General features: G+C 70.8%; 14 protein-coding genes. 10 read left to right on the top strand and 4 right to left on the bottom strand.

Annotation, left to right across the window (positions count from 1 at the left end; translation table 11 throughout):
• Positions 1-95: 95 nt before the first annotated feature.
• The 4 genes from OG589_RS15195 (at position 96) to thyX (ending at position 3,811) form a co-directional block, all read left to right on the top strand.
• On the top strand, positions 96-1,256 hold the full coding sequence (locus OG589_RS15195; RefSeq protein ID WP_405149601.1) for an amidohydrolase family protein: 1,161 nt from the start codon (positions 96-98) through the stop codon (positions 1,254-1,256).
• Between the two features lie 80 nt (positions 1,257-1,336).
• Positions 1,337-2,299 (top strand): ABC transporter ATP-binding protein, encoded by a 963-nt coding sequence (locus OG589_RS15190; RefSeq protein ID WP_405149599.1) that lies wholly within the window; start codon positions 1,337-1,339, stop codon positions 2,297-2,299.
• Complete coding sequence (locus OG589_RS15185) at positions 2,296-3,048, top strand: ABC transporter permease (RefSeq protein WP_405149597.1); 753 nt, start codon at positions 2,296-2,298, stop codon at positions 3,046-3,048. The genes OG589_RS15190 and OG589_RS15185 overlap by 4 nt, the downstream gene beginning before the upstream one ends.
• Positions 3,049-3,100: 52 nt before the next feature.
• Positions 3,101-3,811, top strand: a complete 711-nt coding sequence (gene thyX / locus OG589_RS15180) for an FAD-dependent thymidylate synthase (RefSeq protein WP_405149596.1) — start codon at positions 3,101-3,103, stop codon at positions 3,809-3,811.
• Between the two features lie 59 nt (positions 3,812-3,870).
• Here the strand turns inward: thyX and OG589_RS15175 are convergent, their stop codons facing one another.
• Both OG589_RS15175 and OG589_RS15170 read right to left on the bottom strand, forming a co-directional pair.
• Entirely contained in the window at positions 3,871-4,176 is a 306-nt protein-coding gene (locus OG589_RS15175) for a hypothetical protein (RefSeq protein WP_363918065.1), read from the bottom strand.
• 191 nt (positions 4,177-4,367) lie between these two features.
• A complete protein-coding gene (locus OG589_RS15170) occupies positions 4,368-5,537 on the bottom strand; it encodes a globin domain-containing protein (RefSeq protein WP_405149593.1) in 1,170 nt (389 codons plus the stop codon).
• 600 nt (positions 5,538-6,137) lie between these two features.
• Between OG589_RS15170 and OG589_RS15165 the strand changes: the two genes are divergently transcribed.
• Complete coding sequence (locus OG589_RS15165) at positions 6,138-6,824, top strand: gamma-glutamyl-gamma-aminobutyrate hydrolase family protein (RefSeq protein ID WP_405149591.1); 687 nt, start codon at positions 6,138-6,140, stop codon at positions 6,822-6,824.
• Positions 6,825-6,843: 19 nt separating this feature from the next.
• Here the strand turns inward: OG589_RS15165 and OG589_RS15160 are convergent, their stop codons facing one another.
• Together OG589_RS15160 and OG589_RS15155 are read right to left on the bottom strand one after the other, a co-directional pair.
• Positions 6,844-8,025 (bottom strand): acyl-CoA dehydrogenase family protein, encoded by a 1,182-nt coding sequence (locus tag OG589_RS15160; RefSeq protein ID WP_405149590.1) that lies wholly within the window; start codon positions 8,023-8,025, stop codon positions 6,844-6,846.
• A gap of 61 nt (positions 8,026-8,086) precedes the next feature.
• Positions 8,087-8,677, bottom strand: coding sequence for a class I SAM-dependent methyltransferase (locus OG589_RS15155; RefSeq protein ID WP_405149589.1), 591 nt, complete (start codon positions 8,675-8,677; stop codon positions 8,087-8,089).
• Between the two features lie 171 nt (positions 8,678-8,848).
• Here OG589_RS15155 and OG589_RS15150 point away from each other — a divergent pair, with 171 nt between their 5' ends.
• The 5 genes from OG589_RS15150 to OG589_RS15130 all read left to right on the top strand — a co-directional run bounded on the left by OG589_RS15150 (position 8,849) and on the right by OG589_RS15130 (position 14,256).
• Positions 8,849-9,508 (top strand): CDP-alcohol phosphatidyltransferase family protein, encoded by a 660-nt coding sequence (locus OG589_RS15150; protein ID WP_405149588.1) that lies wholly within the window; start codon positions 8,849-8,851, stop codon positions 9,506-9,508.
• A 96-nt stretch (positions 9,509-9,604) separates the two neighbouring features.
• Complete coding sequence (locus OG589_RS15145; protein ID WP_405149586.1) at positions 9,605-12,106, top strand: sugar phosphate nucleotidyltransferase; 2,502 nt, start codon at positions 9,605-9,607, stop codon at positions 12,104-12,106.
• A 363-nt stretch (positions 12,107-12,469) separates the two neighbouring features.
• A complete protein-coding gene (locus tag OG589_RS15140) occupies positions 12,470-12,973 on the top strand; it encodes an FHA domain-containing protein (RefSeq protein WP_358553703.1) in 504 nt (167 codons plus the stop codon).
• Between the two features lie 12 nt (positions 12,974-12,985).
• On the top strand, positions 12,986-13,654 hold the full coding sequence (locus OG589_RS15135; protein WP_405149585.1) for a MerR family transcriptional regulator: 669 nt from the start codon (positions 12,986-12,988) through the stop codon (positions 13,652-13,654).
• Positions 13,655-13,785: 131 nt separating this feature from the next.
• The gene (locus tag OG589_RS15130; protein WP_248958545.1) at positions 13,786-14,256 is read left to right on the top strand and encodes a bifunctional nuclease family protein; all 471 of its coding nucleotides are present in this window, start codon (positions 13,786-13,788) and stop codon (positions 14,254-14,256) included.
• Positions 14,257-14,322 lie beyond the last annotated feature (66 nt).

Here is a 14,322-nt window from a genome sequence, read left to right as displayed (position 1 = left end):
GGCCGGAGCCGGGGCGCGCCCTTAGAGTCCACAGGCCGGGCGGCGGCGTGCGGGCCGGGCGCGATCCGGGGCAGACGAGCGGGGTGAGGTGGCCGATGGAGCTTGAGGACATACTGCAGGCCCCGGTCCCCGGCCCGGTGCGGGCGGCGCTGCTCGCCCCGCTCGTCGACCACCACTGCCACGGGGTACGCCGCGACGAGCTCACCCGCTCGCAGTTCGAGATGCTGATCACCGAGGCCGGCACCCCCGCGCCTCCGGGCACCACACACTTCGACACGCCGGTGGGCACGGCGATCAGGCGCTGGTGCGCCCCCGTCCTCGGGCTCGGCCCGCACGTGCCCCCCGCGGTCTACCTGGCGCGCAGGGCCGAACTCGGCCCGGACGAGGCCAACAAGCGGCTGCTGCGCGCGGCCGGGGTCGTGGCGTTCCTGGTCGACTGCGGCGGGGGCGGCCGAGAGCTGCTCTCGGCGGCCGAGATGGGACGCCTCGGCGGCGCCGCCGCCGACGACATCGTGCGGCTGGAGCACGTCGAGGAGGAGGTCGCCCAGGAGGGCCCGACCGCCGCCGGGTACGTGCACGCCCTCGCCGAGCGGCTCGCCGCCCGGGCCTCCCGCGCCGTCGGGCTGAAGTCGATCGTCGCCTACCGCCACGGCCTGCACTTCGACCCGGCGCGGCCGAGCCGGGGCACGGTCATCGCCGCCGCGGGCAGGCGGCTCACCGAGCCCAAGGAGCCGCTGACCGATCCGGTGCTGCTGCGCCACCTGCTCTGGACGGCCGTCGACATCGCCCGCGACCGTGGGCTGCCCCTGCAGTTCCACACCGGGTACGGCGACCCCGGCATCGACCTGCACCGGTCCGACCCCACCCTGATGACGGGTTTCATCAGGGCGACGCGGCCGGTCGGGGTGCCGGTTATCCTGCTCCACTGCTACCCGTTCCACCGGCAGGCCGCCTACCTGGCGAGCGTGTTCCCGCACGTGTACGCCGACGTTGGCCTCGCGCTGACCTACACCGCGGCGGGCTCCGCCACGATCATCGGCGAGCTGCTGGAGCTGGTCCCCTTCCACAAGCTGATGTTCAGCTCCGACTGCTCCGGCGTCGCCGAGATGTGCCACCTCGGCGCGCTGTACTTCCGCCGGGGGCTGGCCCGCGCGCTCGCCGCCCGCATGCAGGAGGGGGAGTGGAGCGCCGGCGACGCGGCCAGGGTCGCCCACATGATCGGCTCAGGCAACGCCCGCCGCGTGTACCGCCTGTAGGCGGACACTATGTCGCTAAATGGTCTACATCCGCCCTGGACGCTAGGCGCGGCGATCGAAACGGCCAATAATCGCCGGTGATGACTGCGATCGAGATCCATAACCTTTCCAAGTCCTTCGGGGCGGTGCGTGCCGTGGACGACGTGTCCTTCACCGTCGAGGCGGGCACCGTCACCGGATATCTCGGCCCGAACGGGGCCGGTAAGACCACGACGCTGCGGTGCCTGCTCGGCCTGGTCGCGCCCGACTCCGGGCAGGCCCTCGTCAACGGCCGGCGGTACGCCGGTCTGGCCACCCCGCTGTCCCAGGTCGGCGCGGTGCTGGAGGCCACGAGCTTCCACCCCGGCCGTACGGCCCGCGACCACCTCAGGGTGGTGTGCGCGGCCGCGGGCCTGCCAGGCGCCCGCGCGGACGAGGCGCTCGGCCAGGTCGGCCTTGCCGACGTCGCGGGCAAGCGGGTGGCCGGCTTCTCCCTCGGCATGCGCCAGCGCCTCGCCCTGGCGACCGCGCTGCTCGGCCGGCCCGCGGTCCTCATCCTCGACGAGCCCGCCAACGGCCTGGACCCGGCGGGCATCCAGTGGCTGCGCGGCTTCCTGAGGTTCCTCGCCGACGACCAGGGCTGCGCCGTGCTGGTCTCCAGCCACGTCCTGGCCGAAGTCGAGCAGACGGTCGACGACATCGTCATCATCGCCAGGGGCCGCATGGTCCGGCAGGGCACGCTGGCCGAGCTGACCTCGGGCGGCGACCGGGGCGTACGGGTCGCCGGGGCGGGCGTCGAGCGGTTGCGGCCCCGGCTGGAGGGGGCCGGCGGCGTGATCGAGTCCCCGGAGAGCGGCGTGCTACTGATTCACGGCGTCCAGCCGGAGGCGGTCGGCCAGGCGGCGCTCGACGAGCACGTGGTGCTGTCGGAACTGGTCAGGCTGCGCTCCGATCTCGAACGGGTGTTCCTCGAACTCACCGGGGAGCCGCCCGCCCCGCCCTCGACATCGCCCTCGTCATCGTCACCGGCCGCAGTGGACGCCGTCCCGGGGAGCGCGTCATGATCCGGCTGGTCAGGGCGGAGCTGCTGAAGGTCTTCACCACCCGCATGGTCTGGGGCATGCTCGCCCTCTCGCTGTGCTTCACCGCCATCGGGCTGGTCGCGCTGAGCGTCCTGTCGGGAGGCCCGGGCGCGCCCGCCCTCACCGAACCCGACGGCGTGCGGAACCTCTTCAGCCAGGCGGGCTCCGGGCTGGTCTTCGCCTTCGTCATCGGCACCCTCATGATCACGGGGGAGTACCGCTTCCAGACGATCACCTACACCTTCCTGGTGACGCCGCGCCGGGAGCGGGTGATCGCCGCCAAGCTCATGACCTGCGCGGTCGTGGGCCTGCTGTTCGGCCTCGCCGGGATCGCCCTGGCATTCGCCGTCGGGATCCCGGCGCTTCTGATCAAGGGCGCGAGCCTGTCGCTGATCGGGGGCGACGTCGCGCGGGTCTGCGCCGGCGTGGCGGCCGCGATGGCCCTCTACACGATCCTCGGCCTCGCCCTGGGCTCCCTGCTACGCAATCAGGTGGCCGCCATCGTCGTCGGCGTCGCCTGGGTCTATGTCCTTGAGAGCCTGCTGGTCGCGTTGCTGCCGAGCGTCGGGAAGTGGCTGCCCGGCGGGGCGGCCCAGGCGGTGTACGGGGTCTCCTCGCCGCTCGGCGGCGACTACCTGCCGGCCTGGGCGGGCGCCGCGCTGCTCGTGGGGTACGCCGCGGCCTTCGCGATCGTGGCGTCGGCCACCACGATCCGCCGCGACATCACCTGAGCGAACCCGCTCCGTTACGATGTGGGCGGCCTAGACGAGGGGGAGCCGAGGCGTGGAATTCCTGAGTGATGTGACGGTGGAGCTGGTCAGGCACAGCGCGGCCGACTCCGACGTGGTGTTCGCCGCCCGGGTGTCCACCGCCGGGGAGCAGTCCCTGGAGGCGGTCCACCAGGATCCCGAGCGCTCCAAGGGCCTGATCAACTTCCTCATGCGCGACCGGCACGGCAGCCCGTTCGAGCACAACTCGATGACCTTCTTCATCAACGCCCCCATCCTGGTCTTCCGCGAATTCCATCGCCACAGAGTGGGATGGTCGTACAACGAGGAGAGCGGGAGGTATCGCGAGCTTCAGCCGGTCTTCTACGTGCCCGGGCGGGAGCGGAAGCTCGTGCAGGAGGGGAAGCCGGGGCGCTACCGGTTCGTCGAGGGCGACGAGGAGCAGCACAAGCTGGTGACCGGCGCCATGGAGCGGTCGTACCGGCAGTCGTACGAGTCCTACCAGGAGATGCTGGCGGCGGGGGTGGCCCGCGAGGTCGCCCGCGCGGTGCTGCCCGTCGGCCTGTTCTCCTCGATGTACGCCACGTGCAACGCCCGCTCGCTGATGCACTTCCTGTCCCTGCGCACCAAGGACGAGCGCGCGAGCGTGCCGTCGTTCCCGCAGCGCGAGATCGAGATGGTGGCCGAGAAGATGGAGGCGTTCTGGGCCGGGCTGATGCCGCTCACCCACGCCGCCTTCAACGCCGCGGGCCGCGTCGCCCCCTAGGCGCGGCCGGCCGCCCGCCGGGCTTCCACCCCCGGCGGCGGGCGGTCGTCGGGGGCTCTCTAGAGGGCGGGAAGCACGTAGACCTCCGCGCCCGGGGGTAAGGCGCAGGCGAGGCCGCCGAGGCGGCGGGCGTTCTCTCCGCACACGAACATGCTGATGTGGCGGCGGATCCCGCCGTACTCGTCGCAGAGGCGCTTCTCCAGCATGGGGTGGGTGCGGCGCAGGGTGTGGAGGGCCGCGCCGAGTGTGGGGCGGCTCTCGTCGGAGTCCGCGACGGCGAAGACCCGCACCTCGGTGGCCCCGCTGCCCCAGTGCCCGAGCGCGCTGGGCAGCACGAATGTCACGAGCGTGACCGGTTTGGCCATGGGAGTCAGAGCGCCGCCTGGACGGCGGCGTAGGCCCGTGCGACGGGGGGAGATGATCGCCTCGTGCCGGCGGCGAGCAGCGTGCCCTGCATGATCGCCCTTCCTTTCGCGGTGTCGGGGCCGCATCGCCTGTCCCCCCGGCTCGGCGTGGTCGCCCGATCGACATGTCGGCCGCTGCGCGCGGATCGGCATCATCGTGTCACGTTGCCAGGACACCCGCCGGACTCCGCGTGATTTGGGTGATCGGTTCGCCCGGATAGTCCTTGGATATCTGGTTGCTCGCGGGAACCGGGCCACTGCTCCCCCTGGATCGGGTCGCAGTGGATGCGCGCGGGGGGCACGCCGTCGTTCTGCAGCCGCCGCACGGTCTCGTTGACCATGGCGGGGGGACCGCAGACGTACACGTCGTGGTCGGCCCAGGAGTGGAAGCGCTGCACGACGTCCGGGAGCGAGCCGCGCATGCCGTCGTAGGCGGGCTGGCCGGACACCACGGGCAGGACCCGCAGCCACGGGAACTCGGCCTCCATGCGGATCAGGTCGCCGAGGTCGTACAGCTCGCCGGCGGTGCGGGCGCCGAACAGCAGGTGGATGTTGGGCCGGCGGCCCGAGGCGATGACGTGCTCGACGATCGCCTTGATCGGGGCGAGGCCGGTGCCCCCGGCGACGCAGATGATGTCGCGCATGGGCTCGCCCTCCGGGGGCCCCAGGGTGCCGATCGGGGGGCCGAGGAGCACGGTGTCGCCGATCCTCGTGTGCGAGACCAGGGCCGTGCTGACCCACCCGCCGCTCACGGCGCGCACGTGCAGCCTGATGGTGTTGTCGGGCCGGGGCGCGTTGGCGATGGAGTACGTGCGCCAGACGCGCGGCCAGCGGGCGACCTGCACGTTGACGTACTGCCCGGGGACGTGGTCCATCTGGGTGCCGGGCCGCAGGGTGATGACGGCGATGCCGGGCGCGCGCATCTCGTGGTCCACGACCTCCGCCAGCCACCAGGCGGGGGAGACGCCGGCGTCGGCCTCCGCGGACTCGATCATGAGGTTGGCCGCCACGGTGTAGGCCGCGACCCACGCGGCCTCGACCTCGCTGGTCCAGGTGTCGCCCGCGAAGCGCTTGATGGTCGCGAGCAGCGCGTTGCCCACGGCGGTGTAGTGCTCGGCCAGCACGCCGTACTTGCGGTGGTCCCTGCCGAGCTGGCCCAGGTAGGAGCCGAGGCTGTCGGGGCTGTCCAGGCTCCAGACGATGCGGGTCAGCGCGCTGAAGAGACGGTCCCGCTGGACGTCCATGGCGGGGGGGAACATGCTCCGCAGGTGTGGGCCCTCAGCGAACAGCCGCCCGTAGAAGTACGCGACGGCCTTGCCCATGACGGGCTGGATGGCTGAGAAGCTTTCCTTTACGAGACGCGGATTCAACGACATATATCGACGCCACCCTAATCGACCGGATTCGACATCCGATCTTGTTGTTCCACCTCCCTGACGGTCCGGGTAACGAGCGTCCGGCGGCCCCGGCTCAACCGATCGCTCGAATTGGAGTCTTCCATTCCCGCATGAGCCTCACAACCGTTTCACCACAAGGTGCCGGGAAAGCGAACTCTTAGTAATTGGTGGGTGATTCTCCGTAATGGATGCTCGGGATGCCGGGGAATCTAGATGAAAGAGAATCACATTCGCCTTTTACCGCAATCGCAATTCGGGACCGCCGCCCCGGCGGCGACCCGGACCTGCGTAACCACCCTGTCGTGGCGGACCGTTCCAGCGCGGTGCCCGGCGGGCCGGAGGAGTACCCGCCGCCGCCGGGAAGAGGGGGGCTTGTGGGACAGATGTTGCGGAAGTGACGTGACTGATACCCCGGATACGTGACATACCCGAAATGTTGTGCGCCATGATGGGCTTGCCACTGCTGATGGGCTGGGTGCCGCCGTGACATGGCGGTACGACCTTGCGCGAGCCCCTGGAGACCGTATGTCCCGACCGTTGATCGGTATCACCACCTACTTCGACGCCGCCCGCTGGGGCACGTGGGTCCGCGAGGCCGTGCTCTCGCCGCCCGCCTACGCGAAGGCGGTGGACAAGGCCGGGGGCTCCCCCGTGCTGATCCCCCCGCTGAGCCTGGGAGCGATCGACGGCTACATCCGAGGCCTGTCGGGGCTCATCCTGGCCGGCGGCGTGGAGGTCGACCCCGGCGCCTACGGCGAGGAGCGGGACGAGAGGCTCGAGGAGCCCCAGCCGCAGCGCGACAGGTTCGAGCTCGGGCTCGCCAGGGCCGCGGTCCAGGCCGGCGTACCCGTGCTCGGCGTGGCGCGCGGCATGCACATCCTGAACGTCGCGCTGGGCGGCACCCTGATCCGGTGGCTGCCCGAGGCGGTCCACCATGAGCGGCACGCCGCAAGCACGCCGCACGTCATCCAGGTGAGCGTCTCCAGCAAGGTCGGCAAGGCCGTCGGCGACCGCATCGAGGTCGCCGTGCCCCACCACCAGGCGCTCAAGCGGCTCGGCGAGGGCCTGCTCGCCGTGGCGTGGGCCGACGACCAGATCGTCGAGGGCGTGGAGCTCCAGGGCCACCGGTTCTGCGTGGGCGTCCAGTGGCACCCCGAGCGCGGCGAGGACAACCGCCTGGTGGACGCCCTGGTCGAGGCCGCCATGCCGTGAGGCGCGGCGGCCCCGCGGCTCAGAAGCTCCGGGGCAGGCCGAGCACCTGGGTCGCCAGGTAGTTGAGCAGGAGCTCCTCGGTGACGGGCGCCACCTTGCCGATGCGGGCGTCCGCGAGCAGGCGGGCGACGGGGTACTCCAGCGAGTACGCCATCCCGCCGTGCGTCTGGAAGGCGTGGTCGGCCGCCTCCCAGGCCACCTGCGAGGCGGTCAGCTTGGCGATGTTGGCCTCCGTGCCGCAGGGCAGGCGCCGGTCGAACAGCCAGGCCGCCTTGTAGAGCATCAGCCTCGCCAGCTCGATCTTCGCCTTGACCTGCGCGAGCGGGAAGGCGATGGCCTGGTTGGCCCCGATCGGGCGGCCGAACACCTCCCGCTCCTTTGCGTAGGAGACCGCGACCCGCAGCGCCACCTCCGCGCCGCCGAGGGCGCTGGCGCCCAGCAGGATGCGCTCGGGGTTGAGGATGTCCCACAGCACGGCCGCTCCCTGGTCCACCTCGCCGAGCACGCTGGTGGCGGGCACCCTCAGGTCGTCGAAGAACACCATGTTCGACGGGGTGGTGTTGGCGCCCATCTTCGGGATCGGCCGGTAGGACAGCCGTCCCGCCGCCACCGCCTCCGGCACGTTCACCAGGAAGACGGTGAGGCCGTTGGTGCGCGGCCTGGCCTCGGCCGCCGGGATGGTGCGGGTGACCAGCAGCATCCAGGTGGCCCGCTGGACGCCGGTGATCCAGATCTTCTGCCCGTTGATGACGTACTCGCCTCCGTCGCGGCGGGCGGAGGTGGAGATGGCCAGGGAGTTGGACCCGGCGTCGGGCTCGGTGAGCGCGAAGCAGGTCTCGATCTCGCCGGCGGCGAGCCGGGGGAGCAGCGCAGCCTTCTGCTCGGCCGAGCCGTGGCGGGCGATGGTCAGCGCGCCGAAGCCGGGCGTCAGCACGTACGTGAACGCGGACCCGCCGGCCGAGCCCGAGGCCGACAGGGTCTCGGTCGCCACGGTCAGCTCCAGCAGGCCCTGGCCGCCCCCGCCGTACTCCTCGGGCACCGCGAGGCCGAGCCAGCCGCCCTTGGCCAGCTCGGCCCACACCTCATCGGGCCAGCGCTTCTCCGCCTCGCACCGCTGCCAGTAGTCCATGTCGTAGCGCGAGCAGATGTCCGCGACGCCGCGCTGTACGTCGCGGGCGCTCTCCGGAAGCGTGAAGTCCACCGTGATCACTCCATTCCCGTTGCCGCGCAATGGTAGAACGAAGTTCGGTGGCCGTGCGAGATCAGTGACGCGGGCGCCTGGCGTGGTAGACGAAGGCCGGAGGCACGTTGCCCCAGATGGTTCTGCTCGGCACGACCTCCTCGAACGCCTCCATCAGGCGGCGGCGGAAGCGCATGGCGGGCGGCAGCGTGCGGGCGTGCACGTAGGCGAAGGTGGTGAGGGTGCCCTGGGGCGTGAGCGTCTCGCGGATCGCCCCGAGCAGCCTGTCCTGGAGCCCGGCGGGGAAGGCCGCCCAGGGCAGCCCGCTGACCACCACGTCGGCCCGCTCGAGCCCATGGTGGGCCAGGAGCTGGGGCAGGTTCACGGCGTCGCCGACGATGATCTTGGCGCCGGGGTGCCGGTCGGCCAGCCCCGCGGCGAGACGGGGGTTGATCTCGATGGCCAGATGGTGCCCTCGCCCGCCGAGACGCCGCTGGATCTCCTTGGTGAACACGCCCGTCCCCGGGCCGAGTTCGACGATGACGGGGTCCCCGCGCTCGGGCACCGGCGAGGCGACCACCCTCGCCAGGCGCTGGGAGCTGGGCGCGACCGCCCCGGTGGTGCCGGGCGAGCGCATGAACTGCCCGAAGAAGAGGGCTGCGTCATTGGCCATGGCACCGACCTTAAAGAACAAAAGGGTCTGCTCGCTTCCACCGTTCGGCCGATCTCGTGCGCCTCTGGAAGACATCTTCTCCATCTTGAGGAGGATGCCGTCTACGCCGCGGAATTCGAGTCATGGGCCGCGTGGGCGGGCACGGAGGTTCGTCCTTTCACGATACGGCCCGTGGCGAGACTCGCCCCCACCGCCGCCCGGCGCTTCGCACCGGCTAGGGTCGGCACCAGGTTCACGAGGGGAGAGTCACGGGTGAGATCGGCGGAGGACCGGATCTGGACGGTTCCGAACATGCTGAGTCTGCTGCGGTTGCTCGGCGTGCCGGTGTTCCTGTGGCTGGTGCTGGGGCCCAAGGCCGACGGGTGGGCGCTCATCCTGCTCATGGCGGCGGGGTTCTCCGACTGGCTCGACGGCAAGCTCGCCCGGGCCTGGAACCAGACCAGCAAGCTCGGCAGGCTGCTCGACCCGCTCGCCGACCGGCTCTACATCCTGGCCACGCTGATCGGGCTGACGTTGCGCGGGGTCATCCCCTGGTGGCTGACCGCCGTGATCGTCGGTAGGGACGTCCTGCTGCTCCTCGGCGTTCCGGTCCTCCGCAGGCACGGTTTCGGCCCGGCGCTGCCGGTCCACTTCCTCGGCAAGGCGGCGACCGCCAACCTGCTCTACGCCTTCCCGCTGCTTTTCCTGGCGTCCCACGACGGTTGGTACGCCGACATAGCCCGGATCTTGGGATGGGCCTTTGCCATCTGGGGAACAGGTCTGTATTGGTGGGCGGGGGCGCTGTACGTGGTTCAGGGGCGCCGGCTCATCGGAGGGGCGAGCCGGGCATGAGCGATCGTGGGGGCCCGTCCCGGCGAGTCCCCGCGGCTACTGCCCGCGCGAGCGTGGCCGTGTGCCCACCGTGATGAGACAGACGGAGGGTGATCTGTGAAGGCCGTCGTGATGGCGGGCGGGGAGGGGACTCGGCTGCGGCCGATGACCGCGAACCAGCCCAAACCCCTACTTCCCGTAGTCAATCGGCCGATCATGGAGCACGTGCTCCGCCTGCTGAAGCGGCACGGCTTCACCGAGACCGTCGTCACCGTCCAGTTCCTGGCCGCCCTGGTGCGCAACTACTTCGGCGACGGCGACGAGCTCGGCATGAGCCTCCACTACGCCACGGAGGAGATCCCGCTCGGCACGGCGGGCAGTGTGAAGAACGCCGCCGACAAGCTGCGCGACGAGCGCTTCCTGGTGATCTCCGGCGACGCGCTGACCGACATCGACCTGACCGACCTGATCCGGTTCCACGAGGAGAACGGCGCCCTCGTCACCATCGGCCTCAAGCGCGTCCCGAACCCCCTGGAGTTCGGCATCATCATCGTCGACGAGCAGGGCAGGGTGCAGCGCTTCCTGGAGAAGCCCACCTGGGGGCAGGTCTTCTCCGACACCGTCAACACCGGCGTGTACGTGATGGAGCCGGAGGTCCTCGACGAGGTCGCCCCCGGGGTGCCCGTCGACTGGTCGGCCGACGTGTTCCCCAAGCTGCTGGCCCAGGGCGCCCCGCTGTACGGCTACATCACCGGCGGCTACTGGGAGGACGTCGGCACCCACGAGAGCTACCTCAAGGCGCAGGCCGACGCCCTGTCTGGCCGGGTGAGGCTCGACGCCGACGGCTTCGAGCTCTCCCCGGGGGTGTGGGTCGCCGAGGGCGCCTCCGTCGACCCCGACGCCATCTTGAAGGGCCCGCTGTACATCGGCGGCTACGCCAAGGTCGAGGCGGGCGCCGAGCTGCGGGAGTACACCGTCATCGGCGACAACGTCGTGGTGAAGGAGGGCGCTTTCCTGCACCGCGCCGTGGTCCACGACAACGTCTATATCGGGCCGAGCGCCAACCTGCGCGGCTGCGTCGTCGGCAAGAACACCGACGTGATGACCGGCGCGCGCATCGAGGAGAACGCCGTCGTCGGCGACGAGTGCGTGATCGAGTCCGAGGCCTACGTCTCCTCCGGGGTCAAGATCTACCCGTTCAAGACGATCGAGGCGGGCGCGGTCGTCAACACCAGCGTGATCTGGGAGTCGCGCGGCCAGCGCAGCCTGTTCGGGCCGCGCGGGGTCTCCGGCCTGGTCAACGTCGAGATCACCCCCGAGCTGTGCGTCCGCCTCGCCAGCGCGTACGCCACCACGCTGAAGAAGGGCGCCTCGGTCATCACCTCGCGCGACTCCTCCCGCGCGGCCCGCGCCCTCAAGCGGGCGGTCATCAGCGCGCTCACCGCGAGCGCGATCAACGTGCTCGACCTGGAGGCCACCCCGCTGCCCGTCGCGCGCTTCCACACCTCCAACGAGACCGCCTCGGGCGGCATCGCGCTGCGCACCACCCCGGGCGACCCCCAGAGCGTCGACATCGTCTTCATGGACGAGAACGGCGCCGACCTCTCCCAGGGCGCGCAGCGCAAGCTGGAGCGCGTCTTCTCCCGGCAGGAGTTCCGCCGCGCCTTCCCCGGGGAGATCGCCGAGCTGAGCTTCCCCGCCCGTGCCGTCGAGGACTACACCCGCGAGCTGCTGCGCTGGGTCGACATGTCCGGCGTGCGGGACGCCGAGATGAAGGTCGTCATCGACTGCGCGGGCGGCACCTCCTCCCTGGTGCTCCCGAGCCTGCTCGGGCGGGTGGGGGTGGACGTGCTCACCGTCAACAACCGCCTGGACGACGCCTCGCCGACCGAGACGCTCGCCGAGCGCCGCAGGGACCTCCAGCGCCTGGCGGAGCTCGTGGGGTCCTCCAGGGCCGCTTTCGGCGTACGTTTCGACCCGGTCGGGGAGCGCGTCTCCCTGGTCGACGAGATGGGCCAGCTGATCAGCGAGGAGCGGGCGCAGCTCGTCGTCCTCGACCTGGTGGCGGCCGAGCGCCGCGGCGGCCGGGTCGCCCTGCCCGTGACCACCACCCGCGTGGCCGAGCAGGTGTGCCGGTTCCACGGGGCCCAGGTGCAGTGGACCTCCACGGCCCTGGACGCCCTCACCTCCGCGGCGGCCGACCCCGAGCTGATCTTCGCGGCGGACGGGCGCGGCGGCTTCATCGTCCCCGAGTTCGCGCCCACGGTCGACGGGCTGGCCGCCTTCCTGCGCATCCTCGGCCTGGTGGCCCGCACCCGGCTGTCGCTCAGCCAGATCGACGCCCGCATCCCGCAGGCCAAGATGCTCAAACGCACCGTGCCGACCCCGTGGGCCGCCAAGGGCGCGGTCATGCGGTCGGTCGTCGAGGCGGCCGATGGGTACCACCTGGACACCACCGACGGCGTGCGCGTGGTCGAGGAGGACGGAGGCTGGGCCCTGATCCTTCCCGACCCCTCGGAGGCCGTCACCCATATCTGGGCGGAGGGTGACGACCTGGACGTCGCCCAGGGCCTCCTGGAGCGCTGGGCCCGGGTGGTGGAGCACGCCGTGGGCACCTGAGCACCCGCCCCTGGAACGGGTACGTTCTGCCCCGAACCACCCGTTTCCAGTCACATTTGAACGGCGCGCCGCATGGACCGGAGGGCGGCGCGGGCGGTAGCTTTGGACCGGCGTGGCGAGCCGAGTCGGAAGCAACGAGGGGCGAGCGCCGTCAGGAGATACGCGAGCCCCCGTAAGCGAGGACCGAGCGAGCCCCACCAGCAGCATGTCCGAACCCGCGAGCCTGCCCTCATCTTGACCTTTGCGACTCATCAGCGTAAGTTGCGGCATTCGCAGTCTGAGCAACTATGAGAAGCGAAGAACCGAGGCACGCCGCCCAGAGCACCGTCGCCGCGACTTCGCGGTAGGAGGCCGAGCCGATCGATGCCGAGCGTCTACTGCACGCAGTGCGGTCATGCCAACCCTGACGACGCCCGTTTCTGCTCACGGTGCGGGTCGCCGCTGAGTCGTGTCGAAAACACGCCGGGGGACACCACCTCCACGATCTCACTCAGTGGGATCGAGGCGATGGACGGCGACGCGACGGGACAGACGCTCATCCCCGATCGGGCTTCGGTCGAGCAGCTGCCGGCCGGCACGGCCCTGCTGGTCGTGATGCGCGGGCCCAACGCCGGGAGCCGGTTCCTCCTCGACAGCGATCTGACCACGGCCGGCCGCCACCCCGAGAGCGACATCTTCCTGGACGACGTGACCGTGTCGCGCAGGCACGCGGAGTTCTACCGGCGGGGCGACTACTTCACCGCCAGGGACGTCGGCAGCCTCAACGGCACCTACGTCAACCGGGAGCGCATCGAGGAGCTACCGCTCTCCGGCGGCGACGAAGTCCAGATCGGCAAGTTCCGGCTGGTGTTCCTCACGCGTGGGTGAGGAGGAGCGGTGATGGGCGCGCAGGCGGCCAGGGCGTTCATGAGCATCGGGGAAGTCCTCGAGATCCTGCGGGGCGACTTCCCCGACGTCACCGTCTCCAAGATCCGCTTTCTCGAGGGCGAGGGGCTCATCGAGCCCCAGCGCTCCCCCTCGGGATACCGCAAGTTCACCCACGCCGACGTCGAGCGCCTGCGCTACATCCTCACCGCCCAGCGTGACCGCTACCTTCCGCTGCGCGTGATCAAGGACCATCTGGACACCGCCGAGCGCGACGGCGTCACCCGGCCCCGCGCCGTCGGGGCCGAGTCGCCGGAGATCCGGCTGAGCCGCGCCGAGCTGCTGGAGGCCGCGGCGCTCGACGAGGAGACCCTCGTGGAGCTGGAGGACTACGGCCTGCTGACCCCGGTCGCCCGGTGGTACGACGCCGAGGCCCTCACCGTCGCCAGGGCCTCGGGGGCGCTCGGAAGGTTCGGGCTGCACCCCCGCCATCTGCGGGTGCTCAGGGCCGCCGCGGAGCGCGAGGCGGGGCTCGTGGAGCAGGCCGTGGCGCCGCTGCTGCGCCGCCGGGCCCCCGGCGCCGTCGACCAGGCCGAGGAGACCGCCCGCGAGCTCTCCGTCCTGCTCCAGGAGCTGCACGCCGCCCTGGTGCGGGGCGGTCTACGGGGCATTCTGGGCCGCTGACGGAGCCGCCCGGACATTTCGGGGTGCGGGGATGTTACGTTGAATTTTGCGGCGATGGTCACGCCGCGAGCCGAGAGCCGCAAGGGAACAGGCCCGGAGCGGGCCGGCGACCCAATGAGACGGAGCAGCCTGTGTTGCAGATGGAGGTCGTGGGGGTCCGCGTCGAGATGCCCTCCAACCAGCCCATCGTCCTGCTCAAGGAGGCGAAGGGTGAGCGTTATCTGCCGATCTGGATTGGGATGACCGAGGCCACGGCCATCGCTCTGGCACAGGCAGAGGAGCCGCCTCCCCGGCCGCTCACCCACGACTTGTTCAAGGACGTCATCGAAGCTCTCGGCGTGCGGTTGCAGACGGTCAACATCGTGGCGCTGCGCGACGGGATCTTCTTCGCTGACCTGGTGTTCTCCAACGGTGTCGAGGTGAGCGCACGCCCATCCGACTCGATCGCGTTGGCTCTTCGCACCGGTGCCAGCATCTTCGCCAGCGAGGATGTCGTGCGCGAGGCCGGCGTCATCATCCCCGACGATCAGGAGGACGAGGTCGAGAAGTTCCGCGAGTTCCTGGACACGATCACGCCCGAGGACTTCGGTCGTGCGGGTTAGCCATATCGGGCATTTACGCTTCACGACGCGCCGGGCGGGATCGTTGACTGAGGATCGCGCCAGTCC

This window comes from Sphaerisporangium sp. NBC_01403 (genome assembly GCF_045040145.1).
GTDB classification, from domain to species: Bacteria; Actinomycetota; Actinomycetes; order Streptosporangiales; family Streptosporangiaceae; genus Sphaerisporangium; species Sphaerisporangium viridialbum.
The sequence above is the reverse complement of the archived record's forward strand: the minus strand, read 5'-3'. Positions and strand labels throughout refer to the sequence as shown.